Source organism: Janthinobacterium sp. TPC_1 (assembly GCF_056037845.1).
Genome location: NZ_CP195157.1, coordinates 5,986,418 through 6,005,227, shown reverse-complemented (window position 1 = coordinate 6,005,227; position 18,810 = coordinate 5,986,418). Strand labels below are relative to the sequence as shown.

Below are 18,810 nucleotides of genomic sequence, written 5' to 3'. Positions count from 1 at the left end.
TCGCGCGTTCCGATTATGGGCGCTAATAAAACGGGGGATAGTCGCCAATTGTCACAATAAAAAGATATTCATCGCTTGCATCTTGCAAGCTGGCAGCCTGCCGCCACTCACTGCGCTGCAGGCGGCGCATCCTTCAATTGCGCCAGATGTTGCTCGATGGCAAAGACATGCGGATCGCTCTTGCCCAGTTCGCGCAGGGCGCTGGCCAGGTGCAGCAGATATTCGCTGTTCGGGCCGCTGGGGCCGTTTGAGCGGGCGATCTGGCGCGCGATATCGAGTTCGGACGCGGCGCCGAGGAAGGCGGCGTTTTCCTCGTTGGCGATGTACACCAGGCCTTCGACCTTGCTGCCATCGTCGAAGGTGATGTCGGTGGCCAGGCGCAGGTAGCCGTTCTTTTCGCGGTGGTCGAGGTGGGCGAAGACTTCGGGGTGTGATCAGGTACGCCATGCCGTCGCACACGGCGCCCGCCTGCGGCACGATGGTGGCGACCCGGCCCGGCGCCATCGGCGTGCCGCGGTGGTCGTGCGAGCCTTGCCAGAAGCGCCGCGTCCAGCCGGCGATGCTGGCGGGGCGCCGTTCGATATAGGGAAAATCGGCCTTGTAGATCAGCGAGCCGTAGCCGAACAGCCAGACCTGTGCATGGCCGTCGAATTTGTTCATGCGCCGGTTGGCGGCGATGGTGGCGGCGTCGGTGGGCGACAGGGCGTGCTGGTCAGGCTGGGTCATGGCGTAAGCGGTGAGGGGGGGGCGATGATGGATTATAAAGCGGTGCCAGCCGGGCCGCCCGCTCCCACGTTCCACTCGTGCGTCTCGACGAAGCGGAACAGGAAGGCCATGAAGCTTTCGGCCGCCGGCGACAGCGAACGGCCCGTCTTCGTGTAGACGAAAAAGCGCCGCGTCAGTTCCGGCTCGTGCAGGGCGCGCATGTGCAATTTGTAGAGTTTGACCATCGGTTCCGCGTACGGCAGGCAAACCGTGATGCCCAGGTTGGCGCTGACCATGGCCAGCGCCGTCGTCATGAACGTCACCTCATTGTAGGGATTGAGCGACAACTCGCGGAACGCGCCGTGCATGTCGCGCAGCAAACGCTCCGTGAACTGGCCCTGCAGCGAGATGAACGGATAGTCGCCCACGTCGGCCCAGGTGACCCTTTCCTTTTGCTGCAGCGGGTGCTGCTCGGGGAAGACCAGCACGAAAGGCATCTCGAACAGCACTTGCGCGCCGATTTCCGCCGTCGGGTCGCGCTCGGGGCCGATGCCGAAATCGACTTCGCCGCTGAAGACGCGCGCCGACACGTTTTCCACGGGGCAGTCGACCAGGCGCAGCTGCACGTCCGGGTGCGCCTGGCGGTAGGCGGCGATCACTTCCGGCAGCAGCGTGCACGCCATCATCTGCGGCGCGGCGATGCGCACCATCCCCGTCTTCAGGGCCTTGCGCTGGGCGATGCCGGCCATGGCGCCGTCGAGGTCCTCGATCATCTTTTCAAACAGCGGATACAGTTCGCGGCCGATTTCCGACAGTTGCGTCTTGCGCGTGCTGCGCTCGACCACGCGCACGCCCAGCACGCTTTCGAGTTCCTTGATCAAGCCGCTCAAGGCGGACTGCGTCACGTGCAGATATTCGGCGGCCAGGGTAAAACTGCCGGTCTTGGCCAGCGCCACGAAGGCGCGCATCTGTCGCAGGCTGGGACTCATAAGATAATCCGATAAATCGATGGTTAAAAATTGTTTGTATGATAGCTGTAACTGGATTCTAATGGTGAAAAGCTGAAAAACCCGCCATCCATCGGAGACAGACATTATGAAAATCAAGCAAATCCACCACGTCGCCTACCGCTGCATCGACGCGAAGAAAACCGTCGAGTGGTACGTCAAGCATTTGAACATGAATTTCGTCCTCGCCATCGCGGAAGACCTGGTGCCGTCGACCAAGGCGCCGGACCCGTACATGCACGTCTTCCTCGACGCGGGCCAGGGCAATGTGCTGGCCTTCTTCGAGCTGCCGACGCAGCCGCCGATGGACCGCGACCGCAATACCCCGGCCTGGGTGCAGCACCTGGCGCTGGAAGTGGGCAGCATGGAAGAACTGCTGGCCGCCAAGGAGCGCCTGGTGGCGGGCGGCATCGAGGTGCTGGGCCCCGTCAACCACGCCATCTTCCAGTCGATCTATTTCTTCGACCCCAACGGCCACCGCCTGGAACTGGCGGCCAACGTGGGCACGCCGGAAATGATGGCCAAGCTGGACGCCGTCAAATGGGAAATGCTGGAAGAATGGTCGCAGACGCGCCGCGCGCCGAAACACGCCGCCTGGATGCACGCGCCGGCCGAAGCCTGAGCGCCGCCCACGGCATCCATCTGAACACTACGCCAAACAAGGAACACACTCCATGAAATTCGCAACCCTGAAAAACGGCAGCCGCGACGGCGCCCTGATCCTCGTCAGCCGCGACCTGCGCCAGTACCAGCGCGTGGCCGCCATCGCGCCCACCCTGCAGGCGGCGCTCGACAACTGGGACGCCGTGGCGCCCAAGCTCGAAACCGCCTACGCGGCCCTGAACGCGGGCCAGGCGCCGGACGCGCAGCCGTTTGACGCCAATCAATGCCACTCGCCGCTGCCGCGCGCCTACCAGTGGGCCGACGGTTCCGCCTACATCAACCACGTGGAACTGGTGCGCAAGGCGCGCAACGCGGAAGTGCCGGCCTCGTTCTACACGGATCCGCTGATGTACCAGGGCGGCTCCGACAGTTTCATCGGGCCGCGCGACCCCATCTTCGCCCTGTCGGAAGAGTGGGGCATCGACCTGGAAGCGGAAGTGGCGGTGATTACGGGCGACGTGGCCATGGGCGCCAGCGCGGCCGACGCGGCGCAAGCGATCCGCCTGGTCATGCTGGTCAACGATGTCTCGCTGCGCAACCTGATCCCGGGCGAACTGGCCAAGGGCTTCGGTTTCTTCCAGTCGAAGGCGGCCAGCGCGTTTTCGCCCGTCGCCGTCACGCCCGATGAACTGGGTGCCGACTGGGCGGACAGCAAGCTGCACCTGCCGCTGCTGGTGGACTTGAACGGCAAGCCGTTCGGCAAGCCGAATGCGGGCGAAGACATGACCTTCAATTTTGCGCAACTGGTCGCGCATGCGGCGAAGACGCGCGAACTGGGCGCCGGCAGCATCGTCGGTTCCGGCACCGTGTCGAACAAGCAGGGCAACCTGTTCGGTTCCAGCATCGAAAATGGCGGCGTCGGTTACTGCTGCCTGGCCGAAGTGCGCATGTATGAAACCATCGAACACGGCGCGCCGAAGACGGCGTACCTGAAGTTCGGCGACACGGTGCGCATCGAAATGCGCGACGCGGCGGGCGCCAGCATCTTCGGCAGCATCGAGCAGACGGTCGCGCTGTACGCCGGCCGCGCCTGAGGGGAGGGGGCGCCATGAAGCTGTACACCTATTTCCGCAGTTCGGCCGCCTACCGCGTGCGCATCGCCCTCAATTTGAAGGGCATCGCCTACGACAGCATCCCCGTGCACCTGCTGCAGGACGGCGGCCAGCAGCTGCTGCCGGCCTACCGCGCCGTCAACCCGTCGGCCCTGGTGCCGGCGCTCGATGACGACGGCGCCATCCTGACGCAGTCGCTGGCCATGCTCGAATACCTGGATGAAACGCGGCCGGCCGTGCCGCTGCTGCCGGCCGACGCGCTGGGACGCGCCCGCGTGCGCGCGCTGGCGCTGGCGATCGCCTGCGACGCCCATCCGCTGACGAACCTGCGCGTGCTGAAATACCTGAAAAACACCCTGGGACTGTCGGACGAGGCCAAGCAGGAGTGGTACCGCCACTGGATGGCCGAAGGGCTGGCGGCCGTGGAAGCGCTGCTGGCGCAGGGTGACCCGGAGGGTAAAAACCTGTTCTGCCACGGTGACAGTGCGACGATGGCCGACTGCTGCTGGTGGTGCCGCAAGTGTTCAATGCGCAGCGCTTTGCCATCGACCTGGCGCCGTACCCGCGCGTGGCGCGCATCCATGCGCATTGCGCCGCCTTGCCCGCGTTTGCCGCCGCCCATCCGTCGCGGCAGCCTGACGCCGAGTAAGTTTGAGCCGCATCAAACGCAAGTCGCCCCGGCCAGCATGCAGGCCGGGGCTTTTTTATGCGGAATTGATTTTGCGCAGTCAACGCGTGCTTGCCGGTAGGCTACAATTTGCGTTTGCCCAAATATTTTACTGACGCGCCATGACCGCAACAACCGTTCCTGCCAGCATCACCGATGCCCTGTCCCTGGCGCATGCTTCCTGGCGGCCCATCCTGCTGCGCGGCCTGCACGCCGTGATGGCGGCCGATCCCGCCTACCTGCCGGCGCTGGCCGCCGACGAATACCTGCCTACGCAGGGTCGGCTGTTTGCCGCCTTTGCCCTGCCGCTGGCGCAGGTGCGCTACGTGCTGGTGGGCGAGGGGCCGTATCCGCGCGCCGACAGCGCCACGGGCGTGTGCTTCATGGATGGCGCCGTCGGCAGCCTGTGGTCGGCGACGGGCCTGTCGAAGCCCGTCAACCGCGCCACGTCCCTGCGCAACTTCATGAAGATGCTGCTGGTGGCCGATGGCCGGCTGCAGGGCGGCGACACGTCCGGCGCGGCCATGGCGCCCGTGGCGGCCGCCGCGCTGCAAGCCGGCAGCGGCGTGATCCAGACCCTGCCCGACTTGCAGCGCAAGATGACGGAGCAGGGTTTCCTGCTGCTCAACGCGGCGCTGGTGTTCCGTTCCCACGTGCCGCCCGTGCAGGATGCGCGCGGCTGGCTGCCCTTCCTGCAGGTGGTGCTGGAAGCGCTGGCGCTGCAGGGCGGGGCGGCCTTGCCGCAACTGGTGCTGTGGGGCAAGATTGCCGAGCTCATCAAACGCCTGCCGGTGGCGGCCGCCTTGCCGCAGGTGACGGCGGAACATCCGTATAATCTGTCCTTTATCGGCAACAGCGACATGCAGGCCTTGTTTGGCCCGATGCAACTGTTGCGTGCTTGAATCATCGCCTGTCTGGCGGAAGTGCGGGGAATATGCAAATCAGTAACGTGGAAGAATTGAAGGCGTGGATCGCGGCGGGCGGCGTGCCCGACTATCTGTATTTCTGGGGCCACACGCCGGCGCAGCCGCAGGTGCCCGATAAAAGCTGCTTCAGCCAGTGGTTTCCGTCGCCGTTCAGCCTGGCTGGCGTGACGTATGCGACGGCCGAGCACTACATGATGGCGCAAAAGGCGGCCCTGTTTGGCGATACCGCCGTGCAGGCGCGCATCGTGGCGGCCGGACGGCCGTCGGAAGTCAAGAAGCTGGGGCGCGAAGTGGCCAATTTTGACGCCAGGGTGTGGGAAGCGGCGCGCGCCGGCATCGTCTTCGATGGCAACTTTGCCAAGTTCTCGCAAAAAGCCGCGCTGCGCAAGTTTTTGCTGGGCACCGGCGAGCGCGTCGTCATCGTCGAAGCCAGTCCCGTCGACCGCATCTGGGGCGTGGGCCTGGCGTCGGACAATCCGCGCATCGGCGATCCCTCCCGCTGGGACGGCTTGAACCTGCTGGGTTTTGAACTGATGAAAGTACGTGCCGCCTTGCGTGCCTGAGCAGTACTGTTGTTTTCCTGATGCCGCCGCGCCTGGCGCGGCCGGCCATGCCCCTGCCAGCCCTGTGGTCATCGAGGGGCGCTCTGACAAACCCCGCCGAATTTGTTATACTTGACTAAATCATTCAACTACTCGGGGTTTGAGGAGTTGAAAAACCGCAATATTTTAAACCAGTTGACCAGAGGATGTATGCGTCTGACTACAAAAGGCCGTTTTGCCGTGACAGCGATGATCGATCTTGCCCTGCGCCAGGGCAAGGGACCGGTCACCTTGTCCGGCATCAGCCAGCGCCAGTCGATTTCCCTGTCCTACCTGGAGCAGCTGTTCGGCAAGCTGCGCCGGCATGAGATCGTCGAATCGATTCGCGGTCCGGGCGGCGGCTACAGCCTGGCGCGCCGTGCCGACAAGGTGACGGTGGCCGACATCATCATCGCCGTCGACGAACCGCTCGATGCCACGCAGTGCGGCGGCAAGGAACATTGCCACGGCGCCGACGCGGCCACGGGGGCGCGCTGCATGACGCATGAATTGTGGTCCACGCTCAACGAAAAAATGGTCGATTATCTGGATTCTGTGTCCTTGCAGGACCTGGTCGACCAGCAGAGACAAAAGATTGCCGAACAAAGCGTGATGGTGATGCACCGTAACCACGCCGCCCTCGGTTGAACATAACAAAATACCAAGTTGCTGATTGCAGGAGTTATTGATGAACGCCCCAGAAAAAAACGTAGGCCAGGTGCACTTTGAAACCGCGCCGCATTTCCCGATCTACATGGATTACTCGGCCACCACGCCGATCGATCCACGCGTCGCCGACAAGATGATTCCCTACCTGCGCGAGCAGTTCGGCAATCCGGCATCGCGCAGCCACATGTATGGCTGGACGGCGGAAAAAGCCGTGGAAGAGGCGCGCGGCCACGTGGCGGCCCTGGTGAACGCCGATCCGCGCGAAATCATCTGGACGTCCGGCGCGACGGAAAGCAATAACCTGGCCATCAAGGGCGCGGCGCAGTTCTACAAGACCAAAGGCAAGCACATCATCACCGTCAAGACCGAGCATAAATCGGTGCTCGACACGGTGCGCGAACTGGAACGCATCGGCTTCGAAGCGACGTACCTGGAACCGCAGGACAACGGCCTGATCACCGTCGAGCAGCTGGCCGCGGCCGTGCGCCCGGACACCATCCTCGTGTCGGTGATGCTGGTGAACAACGAAATCGGCGTGATCCAGCCGATCGACGAGATCGGCGTGTTCTGCCGCTCGAAAGGCATCATCTTCCATTGCGACGCCGCGCAAGCGACGGGCAAGGTCGTCATCGACCTGCAAAAGACCAAGGTCGACCTGATGACCTTCACGGCACATAAAACCTACGGCCCGAAAGGCGTGGGCGCCCTGTACGTCTGCCGCAAGCCGCGCGTGCGCCTGGAAGCGCAGATGCACGGCGGCGGCCATGAGCGCGGCCTGCGCTCGGGCACCCTGCCGACGCACCAGATCGTCGGCATGGGCGAAAGCTTCCGCATCGCCAAGGAAGAGATGGACAGCGAAATCGGCCGCATCAAGGCCTTGCGCGACCGTCTGGCCAAGGGCTTGCAAGAGATCGAAGAAGTTTACATCAACGGCGACATGGACCACCGCGTGCCGCACAACCTGAACGTCAGCTTCAACTACGTCGAAGGCGAGTCGCTGATCATGGCGATCAAGGATATCGCCGTGTCGTCCGGCTCGGCCTGCACCTCGGCCAGCCTGGAACCATCGTACGTGCTGCGCGCCCTGGGCCGCAGCGACGAACTGGCGCACAGCTCGATCCGCTTCACCATCGGCCGCTTCTCGACCGAGGAAGACATCGACTTCGCCGTGAACCTGCTGAAATCGAAAGTACACAAATTGCGCGAACTGTCGCCGCTGTGGGACATGTTTAAAGAGGGTATCGACATTAATTCGATCCAATGGGCAGCCCACTAACCAACACTCTGGCCCTGTTGGACAGGGCCGGCAAGAATATTTAAGGAGCATCAAAATGGCTTACTCGGACAAAGTACTCGATCACTACGAAAACCCGCGCAACGTGGGCGCTTTCGACAAGGGTGATGAAACCATCGGCACCGGCATGGTAGGCGCGCCTGCCTGCGGCGACGTGATGAAACTGCAGATCAAGGTCGGCGCCGATGGCCTGATCGAAGACGCGAAATTCAAGACCTATGGCTGCGGTTCGGCCATCGCGTCGAGCTCGCTGGTAACGGAATGGGTCAAAGGTAAAACCCTGGACCAGGCGCTGGCCATCAAGAACACGCAGATCGCCGAAGAACTGGCCCTGCCGCCAGTGAAGATCCACTGCTCCATCCTGGCGGAAGACGCCATCAAGGCGGCAGTGCTGGATTACCAGACCCGCCATCCAGTAGCAGCTTAAACGTTGGCAGCCCGCCCCAGCCGCAAGGCCGGGGCAGTTGCGGAGAAATACATGATCACACTGACCGAAAAAGCGGCGAAGCACATCAACCGTTATATCGAACGGCGCGGCAAGGGCGTGGGACTGCGCTTCGGCGTGCGCACCACGGGCTGCTCGGGCCTGGCCTACAAGCTCGAATACGTCGATGAAGCGGCGGACGAAGACAGCGTCTTCGAGTCGCACGGCGTGAAAGTCTTCGTCGATCCGAAAAGCCTGCCCTACATCGACGGCACGGAACTCGATTTCGCGCGCGAAGGCTTGAACGAAGGCTTCAAGTTCCACAATCCGAACGAAAAAGACGCCTGCGGCTGCGGCGAGTCCTTCAGGATTTAAACAGCTGGCAAGACCCCGGTCGGTGCGCTGTACCCATCGATTGCGGTACAGCGACCACTGACCATTATGCAAAAAAACCACTTCGAATTATTCCAGTTGCCGGCGCAGTTCGGGCTCGACATGAGCGCGCTCGATGCGGCCTACCGCGACGTGCAGGGCAAGGTCCACCCGGACCGTTTCATCAACGCCAGCAGCGCCGAAAAGCGCGTGGCGATGCAATGGGCCACGCGCGCCAATGAAGCCTATCAAACCCTGAAAAGCCCGCAAAAGCGCGCGCAATACCTGTGCGAACTCAATGGCGTCGACCTGCAGACGGAGTCGAACACGGCCATGCCCGTCAGCTTCCTGATGCAGCAGATGGAGTGGCGCGAAGAGCTGGGCGACGCGCGCGCGGGCAAGGATGCCGACGCGCTCGACGCCCTGGACCGCCAGCTGCGCGGCGAACGCAAGGCCCTGCTGGCCCAGGTGGCCGCCCAGCTCGATGGCGGCGACTATGTGAATGCCGCGCAAAGCGTGCGCGCCCTGATGTTCCTCGACAAATTCGGCGAGGAAGTCCGTTTTGCCTATGAGGCCATCGAGGTTTGATCGCCGGATAGCTTGACCGGCGTGCCAAGCGCCAGTCTGGCGCGCGTCTTATAATGCGCACCAGGCATCAGCTGCATCACGCAATAAATTAATCGAGGCACGAATACAATGGCACTTCTGCAAATTTCCGAACCAGGCATGTCGACCGCGCCGCACCAGCACCGCCTGGCCGTCGGCATCGACCTTGGCACCACCAATTCCCTGGTCGCGACCGTGCGCAACAGCATTCCCGAGGTGCTCAACGACGAAGAAGGGCACTCCTTGCTGCCGTCCGTCGTGCGCTACCTGCCGAATGGCCACGCGAACATCGGCTACAAGGCCCTGGCCGCACAGACCACCGACCCGAAGAATACCATCGTGTCCGTCAAGCGCTTCATGGGCCGCGGCCTGGCCGACATCGCCTACGCGGAAAACCTCCCCTACGACTTCCAGGATACGCCTGGCATGGTGCAGCTGAAAACCGTGGCCGGCGTGAAAAGCCCGGTTGAGGTGTCGGCGCAAATCCTCGCCACCTTGCGCCAGCGCGCGGAAGACTCGCTGGGCGACGACCTGGTGGGCGCCGTGATTACTGTGCCAGCGTATTTCGACGATGCCCAGCGCCAGGCGACGAAAGATGCGGCGCAGTTGGCCGGCATCAATGTCTTGCGCCTGCTGAGCGAGCCGACGGCCGCCGCCATCGCCTACGGCCTCGATAACGCCTCCGAAGGCGTGTACGCCGTGTACGACCTCGGCGGCGGCACCTTCGACATCTCGATCCTGAAACTGAGCAAGGGCGTGTTCGAAGTGTTGTCCACGGGCGGCGACTCGGCCCTGGGCGGCGACGATTTCGACCGCCGCCTGTTCTGCTGGATCAGCGAGCAGGCCAAGCTGGCGCCGCTGTCCGATGAAGACACGGCCATCCTGATGGTGAAGGCGCGCGAAATCAAGGAATTGCTGTCGACCAAGCCGGAAACGACGATCGACGCCAAGCTGAACTCGGGCGAAGAAATCCACCTCGCATCACGGCCGCGGATTTTGCCGCCATGACGCAGCACCTGGTGGGCAAGACCATGAACGCCATCAAGAAAGCCTTGCGCGACGCAAACGTGGATGCGGACGACGTCGACGGCGTGGTGATGGTGGGCGGCGCCACGCGCATGCCGCACGTGCAGCGCGCCGTGAGCGAATTCTTCCACACGACGCCGCACGCGAATATCGACCCGGACAAGGTGGTGGCGCTGGGCGCGGCCATCCAGGCGAACTTGCTCGCTGGCAACCGCGCCGCCGGCGACGACTGGTTGCTGCTGGACGTGATCCCGCTGTCGCTCGGCATCGAAACCATGGGCGGTCTGGTGGAAAAGATCATTCCGCGCAACTCGACGATTCCGTGCGCGCGCGCACAGGAATTCACGACATTCAAGGATGGCCAGACGGCGCTGGCCGTGCACGTGCTGCAGGGCGAGCGCGAACTGGTCAGCGATTGCCGCTCGCTGGCGCGCTTCGAGCTGCGCGGCATTCCGCCGATGGTGGCGGGCGCCGCGCGCATCCGCATCACCTACCAGGTTGATGCGGACGGCTTGCTGTCCGTCTCGGCGCGCGAACTGCGCTCGGGAGTGGAAGCGTCGATCAGCGTCAAGCCGGCCTACGGCCTGGGCGACGACGATATCGCCCGCATGCTGCAGGATTCCTACACCTCGGCCGACACCGACATGGTGGCGCGCGCGCTGCGCGAAGAGCAGGTGGAAGCGGAACGCATCCTGCTGGCCACGCAGTCGGCGCTCGACGAAGACGGCGCCCTGCTGGACGACGCCGAGCGCGCCGCCGTGGATGGCTTGATGCAGAAGGTGCGCGACGCTATTGCGCAATCGCAAAGCGGCGCCATCGACCACCAGGCATTAAAACTGGCGATCGAGGCGCTGGCCGACGGCACCGAGGATTTCGCCTCGCGCCGCATGGACCGCAGCGTGCGCACGGCGCTGACCGGAAAATCCCTGGACCAAGTGGTTTAAAGATAATTGACATGCGCGCCGCAGGCACTCGCCGCGGCCGCGCTCCGAATGACAGACTGAAAGAAGAAACCATGCCACAAATCGTTATCCTGCCGCACGCCAAGCTTTGCCCGGACGGCGCCGTCATCGAAGCACCGGCCGGCAAGTCCATCTGCGACATCCTGCTGGAAAACGACATCGACATCGAGCACGCCTGCGAAAAATCGTGCGCCTGCACCACTTGCCACGTGCTGGTACGCGAAGGCATCGAATCCTTGAACGAAGCGACGGAACTGGAAGAAGATATGCTGGACAAGGCCTGGGGCCTGGAAGCCGTGTCGCGCCTGTCGTGCCAGTCCATCGTGGCCGAGGCCGACCTCGTCGTCGAAATCCCGAAATACACGATCAACCAGGTCAGCGAAGGCAGTCACTAACATGAAATGGTCCGACATACACGCGATTGCCGAAGCGCTGTTCGACGCGCATCCGGACATCGATCCGCTGACCGTGCGTTTCACCGACGACCTGCACAACTGGGTAGTGGAACTGGACGGCTTCGACGATGACCACACGCGCGGCGGCGAAAAAGTGCTCGAAGCGATACAGATGGCGTGGATCGATGAAGCGCGCTAAGGGCGCGGCAGCCGCCGCCAAGGGGGCCGACAGCGCCGTTGCGCCGAAAGACGTCATCACGGCCGCCAGCAACATGCCCGAGATCAAGGATGGCCAGTCGGTCGCCTTGCTGCAGGAATTGCACATCCTGACGCGCGACGGCAAGATGAACCAGGATAGCCGCCGCAAGCTCAAGCAGGTGTACCACCTGACGCAGTTCATCGAGCCGCTGCTGCGCGAAGTGCAGCTCGATCACCCCGGCGTGTCGCTGGTCGACCACGGCGCCGGCAAGTCGTATCTGGGTTTCATTCTGTACGACCTGTTCTTCAAGAACGGCAACGACGGTTCGCACATCTACGGCATCGAGACGCGCGAAGAGCTGGTGCAGCGCTCGCAGGAGCTGGCGAAGAAATTCAAGTTCCCCGGCATGTCGTTTTTACCGTTGTCCGTGGCCGAATCGACGGAATCGAATTTGCTGCCGCAGCAGATCGACATCGTCACGGCCTTGCACGCGTGCAACACGGCCACCGACGATGCGATTCACTTCGCCCTGAAGAAAAAGGCGAAGTTCATGGTGCTGGTGCCATGTTGCCAGGCCGAAGTCGCTTCCGTATTGAAGAAGAACAAGGGCAAGAGCCTGGGCAAGAATGTCTTGACGGAACTGTGGCGCCACCCGCTGCACACGCGCGAGTTCGGCAGCCAGATCACCAACGTGCTGCGCTGTCTGCAGCTGGAAGCCCATGGCTATCAGGTCAGCGTGACGGAACTGGTGGGCTGGGAACATTCGATGAAGAATGAGCTGATCATCGCCAGCTATAAAAACCTGCCGCGCCAGCGCCCGACGGAGCGCCTGCAGGAAGTGCTGCAGACGCTGGGCCTGGAAGAGATGGGCCACCGCTTCTTTGCCGAAGAGCTAGCCAAGGCTACTGCGTAAGCATACGCTGTCGCACACGAGGGGAGGAGCGGGTCGGTTACAATACCGGCTTTCTCCTCCTCTTGCTTTTTGCGCCTCCCCCATGACCACACCTATTGAAATGCCCACCGTCCGCCTGGCCAAGCGCCTGTCCGAAGACGTGCCCTGCTCGCGCCGCGAGGCCGAGCTGTATATCGAAGGTGGCTGGGTGACGGTCGATGGCGTGCTGGTGGAGGAATCGGGCGCGCGCGTGGCGGATAATCAGGAAGTGGTGCTGTTGCCGAACGCCACCCTCGATGAAATGCCGCCCGTGACGATTTTGCTGCACAAGCCGGCCGGCATCAACGGCGGCGTCGGCGCGGAAGGCAAGCCGGCCCTCAGTTGCTTGCGTCCCGAAGAAATTTTCACGCCGGAAAATGTGGCGCCCAGTTCCGTCACGCGCTTCCTCAAGCGCCATTTGATCGGCCTGACGATCACCAATCCGCTGGAAACCATGGCCTCGGGCCTGCTGGTATTTACGCAGGATTTCCGCGTGGCCCGCAAGCTGGTCGATGAAGCGAAAACGGTGGAGCAGGAATTCATCGTGGAAGTGTCGGGCGACATCATGGAAAACGGCCTGGCGCTGCTGAATCACGGTTTGCCGTTCAATGGCAAGCCTTTGCCGCCGATCAAGGTCAGCTGGCAGAACGAGACGCGTTTGCGTTTTGCCCTGAAAAACGTGCAGCCGGGCCAGATCGCCCATATGTGCAAGATGGTGGGACTGGACGTGGTCGCCATGAAACGCTTGCGCATCGGCCGCATTTCGATGGGCGCCATGCCGTCAGGCCAGTGGCGCTATCTGCAGGGTTACGAAAGGTTTTAAAGCTGCGGCGCCACGATGGCGTGGCTTTCCGCAAAGCTTTTCCAAAGCCGTTCGGCAATATTCAAGGCGATGGTATCGGCCTTCTCTTGCAAGGCGGCATTGCCCATGCTTTCGGTGGTGGCGAAGAACAGGGTCAGCCAGCGGCGGAACATGCAGGGCGTCAGGTTTTCCATGTTCGCGTGCTGGGCCAGCGGCTTGCCGTGGTAGCGCATGGTGCCGCGCAGCAAGCCTGACCAGAAATCGACCAATGTGGCCAGGTGGGCATCCCAATCCTTGACCTCGGCGGCAAAGATGGGGCCCAGCATGGCGTCGTCGCGCGCGGCCGCATAAAAGGTGTGAACGAGATGCTTGACGTCGTCTTCGCTGCAGACTTCCTCGCGGTAGGGAGCGAAACGTGTGTGGGGGAGGGGGGCGGTATTATTCATGGCATGCCATGATCGCAGAGCCCCCGTGGCGCTTCAATGACCCAGGTCAAGCCGCATAAAAACTCAGGCGGCGACTTTCTTCGACTTCTTGGCCGGTGCCGGCAATTGCACGATCTGCGTGCCCGCCAGCTTGTCGTGCAGGAATTGCCCATTGCCCGTGAACAGGGCCGTGGCCGACCAGGCCAGGATGCCCGCGCCGATGGCGCCCAGCGCTGTCCAGTGCTGCAAGCCGAATGCATACGACACCAGCAGGGCAGGCAGCAGCCACATCCATGACAGGATGTAGCGGTACGCGGCCACGCGCAGCGGCACGTGGGCATGGCCCGGCAGCACGACTTTCAGGCGCCACGTCTTCATGGCCAGGGTTTGCCCTTCGCGGCTCCATTGATGGATGAAGTATGCGCCCATGACGAGGAAGGCCAGGCATTGGCGCATGTGTTCCGTCAACGGCGTATGCGCGCCTTGCACGGCCAGTTCGAACAGCAGGAAAGGCAGGAACAGCACGGCCAGGGCCAGCAGCGATTCGTACACCATGGAAATCAGGCGGCGCTTGATCGTGGGATGGGAAGTGATGCTGGCGGCAGGCGTGCTATTTGGCATTGGTCGGCAGTGGGGCAGGCGTGGTGGGTGGCGTGACGGGCACGGTGGCGGGGATCGCGGCCGGATCCGTGACCGGCACGGCCACCGCTGGCGTGGCGGCTGGCGGCGTGGCGGGGGGGCGGTGGCGACAGGCGCTGCCGGCGTAGTGGGGAGCAGGATGGGGGCCGGCTTGCTCGTGTTCGAATTGATCGCGGGAACTTTTTCTAGCGGCTTTTTCGGCATCGGCACCAGTTCTGTGGCCAGCTTTTTCTTTTGATCTTCCGGCAATTGCTGGTATTGCTCCCATTGCGCGGTTTTTTGACCAGGATCAATCTTCTTCGTGCGCGCATAGTTTTCGCGCACCAGGCGGCGCTGTTCCGGCGTCAGCTTGACCCATTCGCGCATGCGTTCATGCACGCGGGTTTGCTCGTCGGGCGACATGGAGGCAAAGCGGTTGGCGATATCGAGCCATTTCTGCTTGCGCAAGGCTTCGAGCTTGTTCCATTCGCCCGCCAGCGGCTGCAGGGCTTCCTGCTGCGCGCGCGACAGCTTGTTCCACGAGGGATTCTCGCTGGCCTTGGGCGGCGTGCCGCCCTTGCCGGCCGTGCGGGGCGAACCGGGTTTGACGGCCGGGGCCGGCGCCACCACGGGCGCTGCCGCCACGGGAGGCGCGGCGGGCGCGGCATGTTGCTGCGCGCCTACCCAGGCGGCGCCCGCCAGGGCGCAGGCGCCCAGGCCGATGCCGCCGGCCAGCCAGCCTTTGCGTACGCTCGTGCGTGCCATTTATTGCTCGCGTTTCGTCAGGTAGGCGTTGAAGCCATGGTCCATGTACGCGGACAGCGGCAATTCGTCGGACAGCACGGCGGCATCGATTTCTGCCAGTTCGGCAATATGTTGTTCCTGCTCAAACTGATAGATGCCCACCAGGCCGCCGACCAGCAGCAGCAGCGGGATGATGACGCTCATGCGGCCCAGCCACGACAGCGGCTCGGCGAAGAACTGGCTGGCCACGCCGGCGAACACGTTTTCACGCGCGGCCACGGCGATGGGCGCGTCCGCCTTCTTGCGCGACAGGGCCAGCTTGCGTGCCGCTGCCAGGCGATCGGTGGCCGATGCGGGCAGGTCGTCGAGTTTTTCGTTCAGTGCATGGCGCACTTTGTAAGCGAAATTGAGATCGTCGGTGTTCATAATTTAATTCCCTTGGCTTTCAGCGATTCGGCGAGCGTGTGGGTAGCTCTGGAGCAATGTGTTTTCACGCTACCTTCGGAGCAACCCATCGCTTCCGCTGTTTCAGCCACATCCATGTCCTGCCAATAACGCATGAGGAAGGCTTCGCGTTGACGTGACGGCAGTTTTTGTACCTCTATATCAATCAAATCAAGGATTTGCGCGCGTTCGACCTGGTCGGCCGAGGATTCGGCGGCGCTCGATCCCTGTTCCGATTCATACGTGTCAAGTATATCAAAATCTTCATGCTCGTCGCCCGAGGGCTTCATGCCGGAAAACAGGCTGACCCAGGTGTTGCGAACTTTTTCACGGCGGAAATAATCAAGGATGGTGTTCTGCAAGATGCGCTGGAACAGCATCGGCAGCTCGGCGGCCGGCTTGTCGCCGTATTTCTCGGCCAGCTTGATCATGGCATCCTGCACGATGTCGAGTGCCGATTCTTCCTTGCGGACCGCGTAGGCGGCCTGCTTGAAAGCGCGCCGCTCGACATTTTCTAGAAAGTCGGATAATTCTTTGTCTGTTGCCATGCGGTATCGGGGATCTTAGCGGCTGCGGGTGCGGTGGGCGAAATGGGGGCGGGTATGCTTTTTGCAACCCCGTGCATGCTAGCAAAAAATGTGCGTTTCCGCAGGGTTTTTGCACGTTGTGCGGGCAAAAATGCAGCGAGGCCGACATTTTCCTTGACCATAATGGTGCAACGCGATAACGTATGGGACGCTTTGAACACCCCAAAGCCCTATGGTCAGGTCGCGACCGGCACACAAGGCCAGCAGCGGCAAGACGCGCTTTCATTTGTAGGCAGTTTGTTCTAACCCGCGCCACAAGCGCGAGCGGTTCGTACAGGCGCCACAGAAACTCCGGCCAAACGAGTTGCGTTAAGCGTTGTTTTGTAAGGTATCTATGGGTGCCCAAAGAAATTGCGTGACCGCATGAAAAGGGAAGCAGGAGCACTGTTGCGTTAGGCGTACCTCGTCAGGAAAGAACATCCGATCAATCTCCAATGGACCTTGAAAGGAATGTTTCATGAATACCGAAGCAGCAGCAGGACCCATTACCGGCGCAGAAATTGTCGTGCGCTGTCTGGCTGAAGAGGGCGTCGAGCACGTCTTTGGATACCCGGGCGGAGCCGTACTCTACATCTACGACGCCATCTTCCAGCAAAACAAATTCCAGCATATCCTGGTACGCCACGAGCAGGCCGCGATCCACGCCGCCGATGCCTATTCGCGCAGCTCGAACAAGGTCGGTGTCGCCATCGTCACGTCCGGTCCGGGCGTCACGAATGCCGTCACGGGCCTGTCGACCGCGTACATGGACTCGATTCCCATGGTGGTGATCTCCGGCCAGGTGCCGAGCCACGCCATCGGGCAGGATGCGTTCCAGGAATGCGACACGGTCGGCATCACGCGCCCCGTCGTCAAGCACAACTTCCTCGTCAAGGACGTCAAGGACCTGGCAGCGACGATCAAGAAAGCCTTCTTCATCGCCCGTACCGGCCGTCCGGGACCCGTGCTGGTCGATATCCCCAAGGATATCAGCATGCACAAATGCCATTTCGACTACCCGAAGGAAGTCGAGATGCGTTCCTACCGTCCCGTCGACAAGGGCCATTCGGGCCAGATCCGCAAGGCCGTGCAGCTGCTGCTGCAAGCCGAACGCCCGATGATCTACACGGGCGGCGGCGTCATCCTGGCGCATGCGGCTCCCGAGCTGAACAAGCTGGTCGACCGCCTGGGTTTCCCTTGCACCAACACCTTGATGGGCCTGGGCGGCTACCGCGCCTCGAGCGAGCAGTATGTCGGCATGCCCGGCATGCACGGCACCTACGAAGCGAACATGGCGATGCAGAATTGCGACGTCCTGATCGCCATCGGCGCCCGTTTCGATGACCGCGTGATCGGCAACCCGAAACATTTCGCCTCGCATCCGCGCAAGATCATCCACGTGGACATCGATCCATCGTCGATTTCCAAGCGCGTCAAGGTCGATATCCCCATCGTCGGCAACGTCAAGGACGTGCTGATCGAGTTCCTCGCGCAACTGGACGCGGCCGAAGCCAAGCCGAACGTCAATGCCTTGAGCAACTGGTGGAAGCAGATCGCCGAATGGCGCGGCCGCGAATGCCTGAAATATCCAACCTCCGACCTGGTCATCAAGCCGCAATCGGTGGTGGAAAAAGTGTTTCAGATCACCAAGGGCGATGCCTTCATCACGTCCGACGTGGGCCAGCACCAGATGTGGGCCGCGCAATATTATGGCTTCGACAAGCCGCGCCGCTGGATCAATTCCGGCGGCCTGGGCACCATGGGGGTCGGCTTGCCGTACGCCATGGGCGTGCAGATGGCCAATCCGGACGCCACCGTTGCTTGTATTACCGGCGAAGGTTCGATCCAGATGTGCATCCAGGAACTCGCCACGTGCAAGCAGTATCACCTGACGCCGAAGATCATCATGCTCAACAACCGTTTCCTCGGCATGGTGCGCCAGTGGCAGGAAATCGATTACGGTTCGCGCTATTCCGAGTCGTACATGGATTCGCTGCCCGACTTCGAGAAGCTGGCCGAAGCGTATGGCCACGTGGGCATGAAAATTGAAAAACCGGGCGACGTCGACGGCGCCCTGAAAGAGGCGTTCGGCATGAAAGACAGGCTGGTATTCATGAACTTCATTACCGACCAGTCCGAAAACGTGTGGCCAATGGTGAAAGCCGGCAAGGGCCTGTCCGAAATGATGCTCGGTTCGGAGGATCTTTAATATGCGCCATATTATTTCTGTCTTGCTGGAAAACGAAGCGGGCGCCCTGTCGCGCGTGGTGGGCCTGTTCTCGGCACGCGGCTACAACATCGAAACATTGACGGTGGCGCCGACGGAAGACTCGACCCTGTCGCGCATGACCATCGTCACCAGCGGTTCGGACGACATCATCGAGCAGATCACCAAGCACCTGAACCGTCTGATTGAAGTGGTGAAGGTGGTGGATCTGACCGAAGGCCAGCATATCGAACGCGAGTTGATGCTGATCAAGGTTCGTGCCGTGGGCAAGGAGCGCGAGGAAATGAAGCGCACCGCCGATATCTTCCGTGGCCGCATCATCGATGTCACCGAAAAGACGTACACGATCGAACTGACCGGCAACAAGGTCAAGCTCGACGCGTTCATCGATTCGATCGACCGCGCCGCCATCCTGGAAACCGTCCGCACGGGCGGTTCCGGCATCGGCCGCGGCGAACGCATCCTCAAAGTATAAAAATACAAGCAGCACTACGCGGCCCGCGGG

20 protein-coding genes and 3 pseudogenes are annotated in these 18,810 nt (G+C 62.1%); 17 read left to right on the top strand and 6 right to left on the bottom strand.

What is annotated here, in order from left to right; all coding sequences use genetic code 11:
* Positions 1 to 107: 107 nt before the first annotated feature.
* Together ACQVLG_RS29225 and ACQVLG_RS29220 are read right to left on the bottom strand one after the other, a co-directional pair.
* Positions 108 to 726: pseudogene (locus ACQVLG_RS29225) on the bottom strand (gamma-glutamylcyclotransferase).
* A gap of 32 nt (positions 727 to 758) precedes the next feature.
* Positions 759 to 1,694, bottom strand: coding sequence for a LysR family transcriptional regulator (locus ACQVLG_RS29220; protein ID WP_474292098.1), 936 nt, complete (start codon positions 1,692 to 1,694; stop codon positions 759 to 761).
* Positions 1,695 to 1,800: 106 nt separating this feature from the next.
* Here ACQVLG_RS29220 and ACQVLG_RS29215 point away from each other — a divergent pair, with 106 nt between their 5' ends.
* The 15 genes and pseudogenes from ACQVLG_RS29215 to ACQVLG_RS29145 all read left to right on the top strand — a co-directional run bounded on the left by ACQVLG_RS29215 (position 1,801) and on the right by ACQVLG_RS29145 (position 13,302).
* On the top strand, positions 1,801 to 2,334 hold the full coding sequence (locus tag ACQVLG_RS29215) for a VOC family protein (protein WP_152249937.1): 534 nt from the start codon (positions 1,801 to 1,803) through the stop codon (positions 2,332 to 2,334).
* Between the two features lie 52 nt (positions 2,335 to 2,386).
* Positions 2,387 to 3,409, top strand: a complete 1,023-nt coding sequence (locus tag ACQVLG_RS29210) for a fumarylacetoacetate hydrolase family protein (protein ID WP_474292097.1) — start codon at positions 2,387 to 2,389, stop codon at positions 3,407 to 3,409.
* Between the two features lie 14 nt (positions 3,410 to 3,423).
* Positions 3,424 to 4,076 (top strand): annotated as a pseudogene (maiA, locus tag ACQVLG_RS29205) (maleylacetoacetate isomerase).
* 140 nt (positions 4,077 to 4,216) lie between these two features.
* Positions 4,217 to 4,996: a uracil-DNA glycosylase family protein gene (locus ACQVLG_RS29200; protein WP_474292096.1), complete on the top strand. Its 780-nt coding sequence runs from the start codon at positions 4,217 to 4,219 to the stop codon at positions 4,994 to 4,996.
* Positions 4,997 to 5,028: 32 nt separating this feature from the next.
* Entirely contained in the window at positions 5,029 to 5,583 is a 555-nt protein-coding gene (locus ACQVLG_RS29195) for an NADAR family protein (protein ID WP_474292095.1), read from the top strand.
* A 189-nt stretch (positions 5,584 to 5,772) separates the two neighbouring features.
* Complete coding sequence (gene iscR / locus ACQVLG_RS29190) at positions 5,773 to 6,249, top strand: Fe-S cluster assembly transcriptional regulator IscR (RefSeq protein WP_034779566.1); 477 nt, start codon at positions 5,773 to 5,775, stop codon at positions 6,247 to 6,249.
* A gap of 40 nt (positions 6,250 to 6,289) precedes the next feature.
* On the top strand, positions 6,290 to 7,546 hold the full coding sequence (locus ACQVLG_RS29185; protein ID WP_070288779.1) for an IscS subfamily cysteine desulfurase: 1,257 nt from the start codon (positions 6,290 to 6,292) through the stop codon (positions 7,544 to 7,546).
* 55 nt (positions 7,547 to 7,601) lie between these two features.
* The gene (gene iscU / locus ACQVLG_RS29180; RefSeq protein WP_076567031.1) at positions 7,602 to 7,991 is read left to right on the top strand and encodes a Fe-S cluster assembly scaffold IscU; all 390 of its coding nucleotides are present in this window, start codon (positions 7,602 to 7,604) and stop codon (positions 7,989 to 7,991) included.
* A 51-nt stretch (positions 7,992 to 8,042) separates the two neighbouring features.
* Positions 8,043 to 8,363 (top strand): iron-sulfur cluster assembly protein IscA, encoded by a 321-nt coding sequence (gene iscA, locus ACQVLG_RS29175; protein ID WP_230540353.1) that lies wholly within the window; start codon positions 8,043 to 8,045, stop codon positions 8,361 to 8,363.
* 66 nt (positions 8,364 to 8,429) lie between these two features.
* Positions 8,430 to 8,948, top strand: coding sequence for a Fe-S protein assembly co-chaperone HscB (gene hscB, locus ACQVLG_RS29170; RefSeq protein ID WP_474292094.1), 519 nt, complete (start codon positions 8,430 to 8,432; stop codon positions 8,946 to 8,948).
* Between the two features lie 108 nt (positions 8,949 to 9,056).
* Positions 9,057 to 10,936 (top strand): annotated as a pseudogene (gene hscA / locus ACQVLG_RS29165) (Fe-S protein assembly chaperone HscA).
* A 71-nt stretch (positions 10,937 to 11,007) separates the two neighbouring features.
* Positions 11,008 to 11,349: an ISC system 2Fe-2S type ferredoxin gene (gene fdx, locus ACQVLG_RS29160; RefSeq protein ID WP_034750070.1), complete on the top strand. Its 342-nt coding sequence runs from the start codon at positions 11,008 to 11,010 to the stop codon at positions 11,347 to 11,349.
* A 1-nt stretch (position 11,350) separates the two neighbouring features.
* The gene (iscX, locus tag ACQVLG_RS29155) at positions 11,351 to 11,548 is read left to right on the top strand and encodes a Fe-S cluster assembly protein IscX (protein WP_474292093.1); all 198 of its coding nucleotides are present in this window, start codon (positions 11,351 to 11,353) and stop codon (positions 11,546 to 11,548) included.
* Complete coding sequence (locus tag ACQVLG_RS29150) at positions 11,535 to 12,461, top strand: class I SAM-dependent methyltransferase (protein WP_230540356.1); 927 nt, start codon at positions 11,535 to 11,537, stop codon at positions 12,459 to 12,461. Before iscX ends, ACQVLG_RS29150 begins: the two co-directional genes overlap by 14 nt.
* 82 nt (positions 12,462 to 12,543) lie before the next feature.
* The gene (locus tag ACQVLG_RS29145; RefSeq protein ID WP_474292092.1) at positions 12,544 to 13,302 is read left to right on the top strand and encodes an rRNA pseudouridine synthase; all 759 of its coding nucleotides are present in this window, start codon (positions 12,544 to 12,546) and stop codon (positions 13,300 to 13,302) included.
* Here the strand turns inward: ACQVLG_RS29145 and ACQVLG_RS29140 are convergent.
* The 4 genes from ACQVLG_RS29140 to ACQVLG_RS29125 all read right to left on the bottom strand — a co-directional run bounded on the left by ACQVLG_RS29140 (position 13,299) and on the right by ACQVLG_RS29125 (position 16,060).
* Positions 13,299 to 13,727, bottom strand: coding sequence for a group III truncated hemoglobin (locus tag ACQVLG_RS29140; protein ID WP_230540358.1), 429 nt, complete (start codon positions 13,725 to 13,727; stop codon positions 13,299 to 13,301). The genes ACQVLG_RS29145 and ACQVLG_RS29140 overlap by 4 nt on opposite strands.
* Positions 13,728 to 13,790: 63 nt before the next feature.
* A complete protein-coding gene (locus tag ACQVLG_RS29135; protein WP_474292091.1) occupies positions 13,791 to 15,089 on the bottom strand; it encodes a DUF3106 domain-containing protein in 1,299 nt (432 codons plus the stop codon).
* Entirely contained in the window at positions 15,090 to 15,494 is a 405-nt protein-coding gene (locus ACQVLG_RS29130; protein ID WP_230540361.1) for a DUF3619 family protein, read from the bottom strand.
* Positions 15,491 to 16,060 carry an RNA polymerase sigma factor gene (locus ACQVLG_RS29125; RefSeq protein ID WP_230540362.1) on the bottom strand — a complete coding sequence of 190 codons (570 nt, stop codon included), beginning with the start codon at positions 16,058 to 16,060 and terminating at the stop codon, positions 15,491 to 15,493. Before ACQVLG_RS29125 ends, ACQVLG_RS29130 begins: the two co-directional genes overlap by 4 nt.
* 496 nt (positions 16,061 to 16,556) lie before the next feature.
* Here ACQVLG_RS29125 and ACQVLG_RS29120 point away from each other — a divergent pair, with 496 nt between their 5' ends.
* Entirely contained in the window at positions 16,557 to 18,287 is a 1,731-nt protein-coding gene (locus ACQVLG_RS29120; protein ID WP_051991041.1) for an acetolactate synthase 3 catalytic subunit, read from the top strand.
* Between the two features lies 1 nt (position 18,288).
* Positions 18,289 to 18,780 carry an acetolactate synthase small subunit gene (gene ilvN, locus ACQVLG_RS29115; protein WP_010399754.1) on the top strand — a complete coding sequence of 164 codons (492 nt, stop codon included), beginning with the start codon at positions 18,289 to 18,291 and terminating at the stop codon, positions 18,778 to 18,780.
* The last annotated feature ends 30 nt before the right edge of the window (positions 18,781 to 18,810 follow it).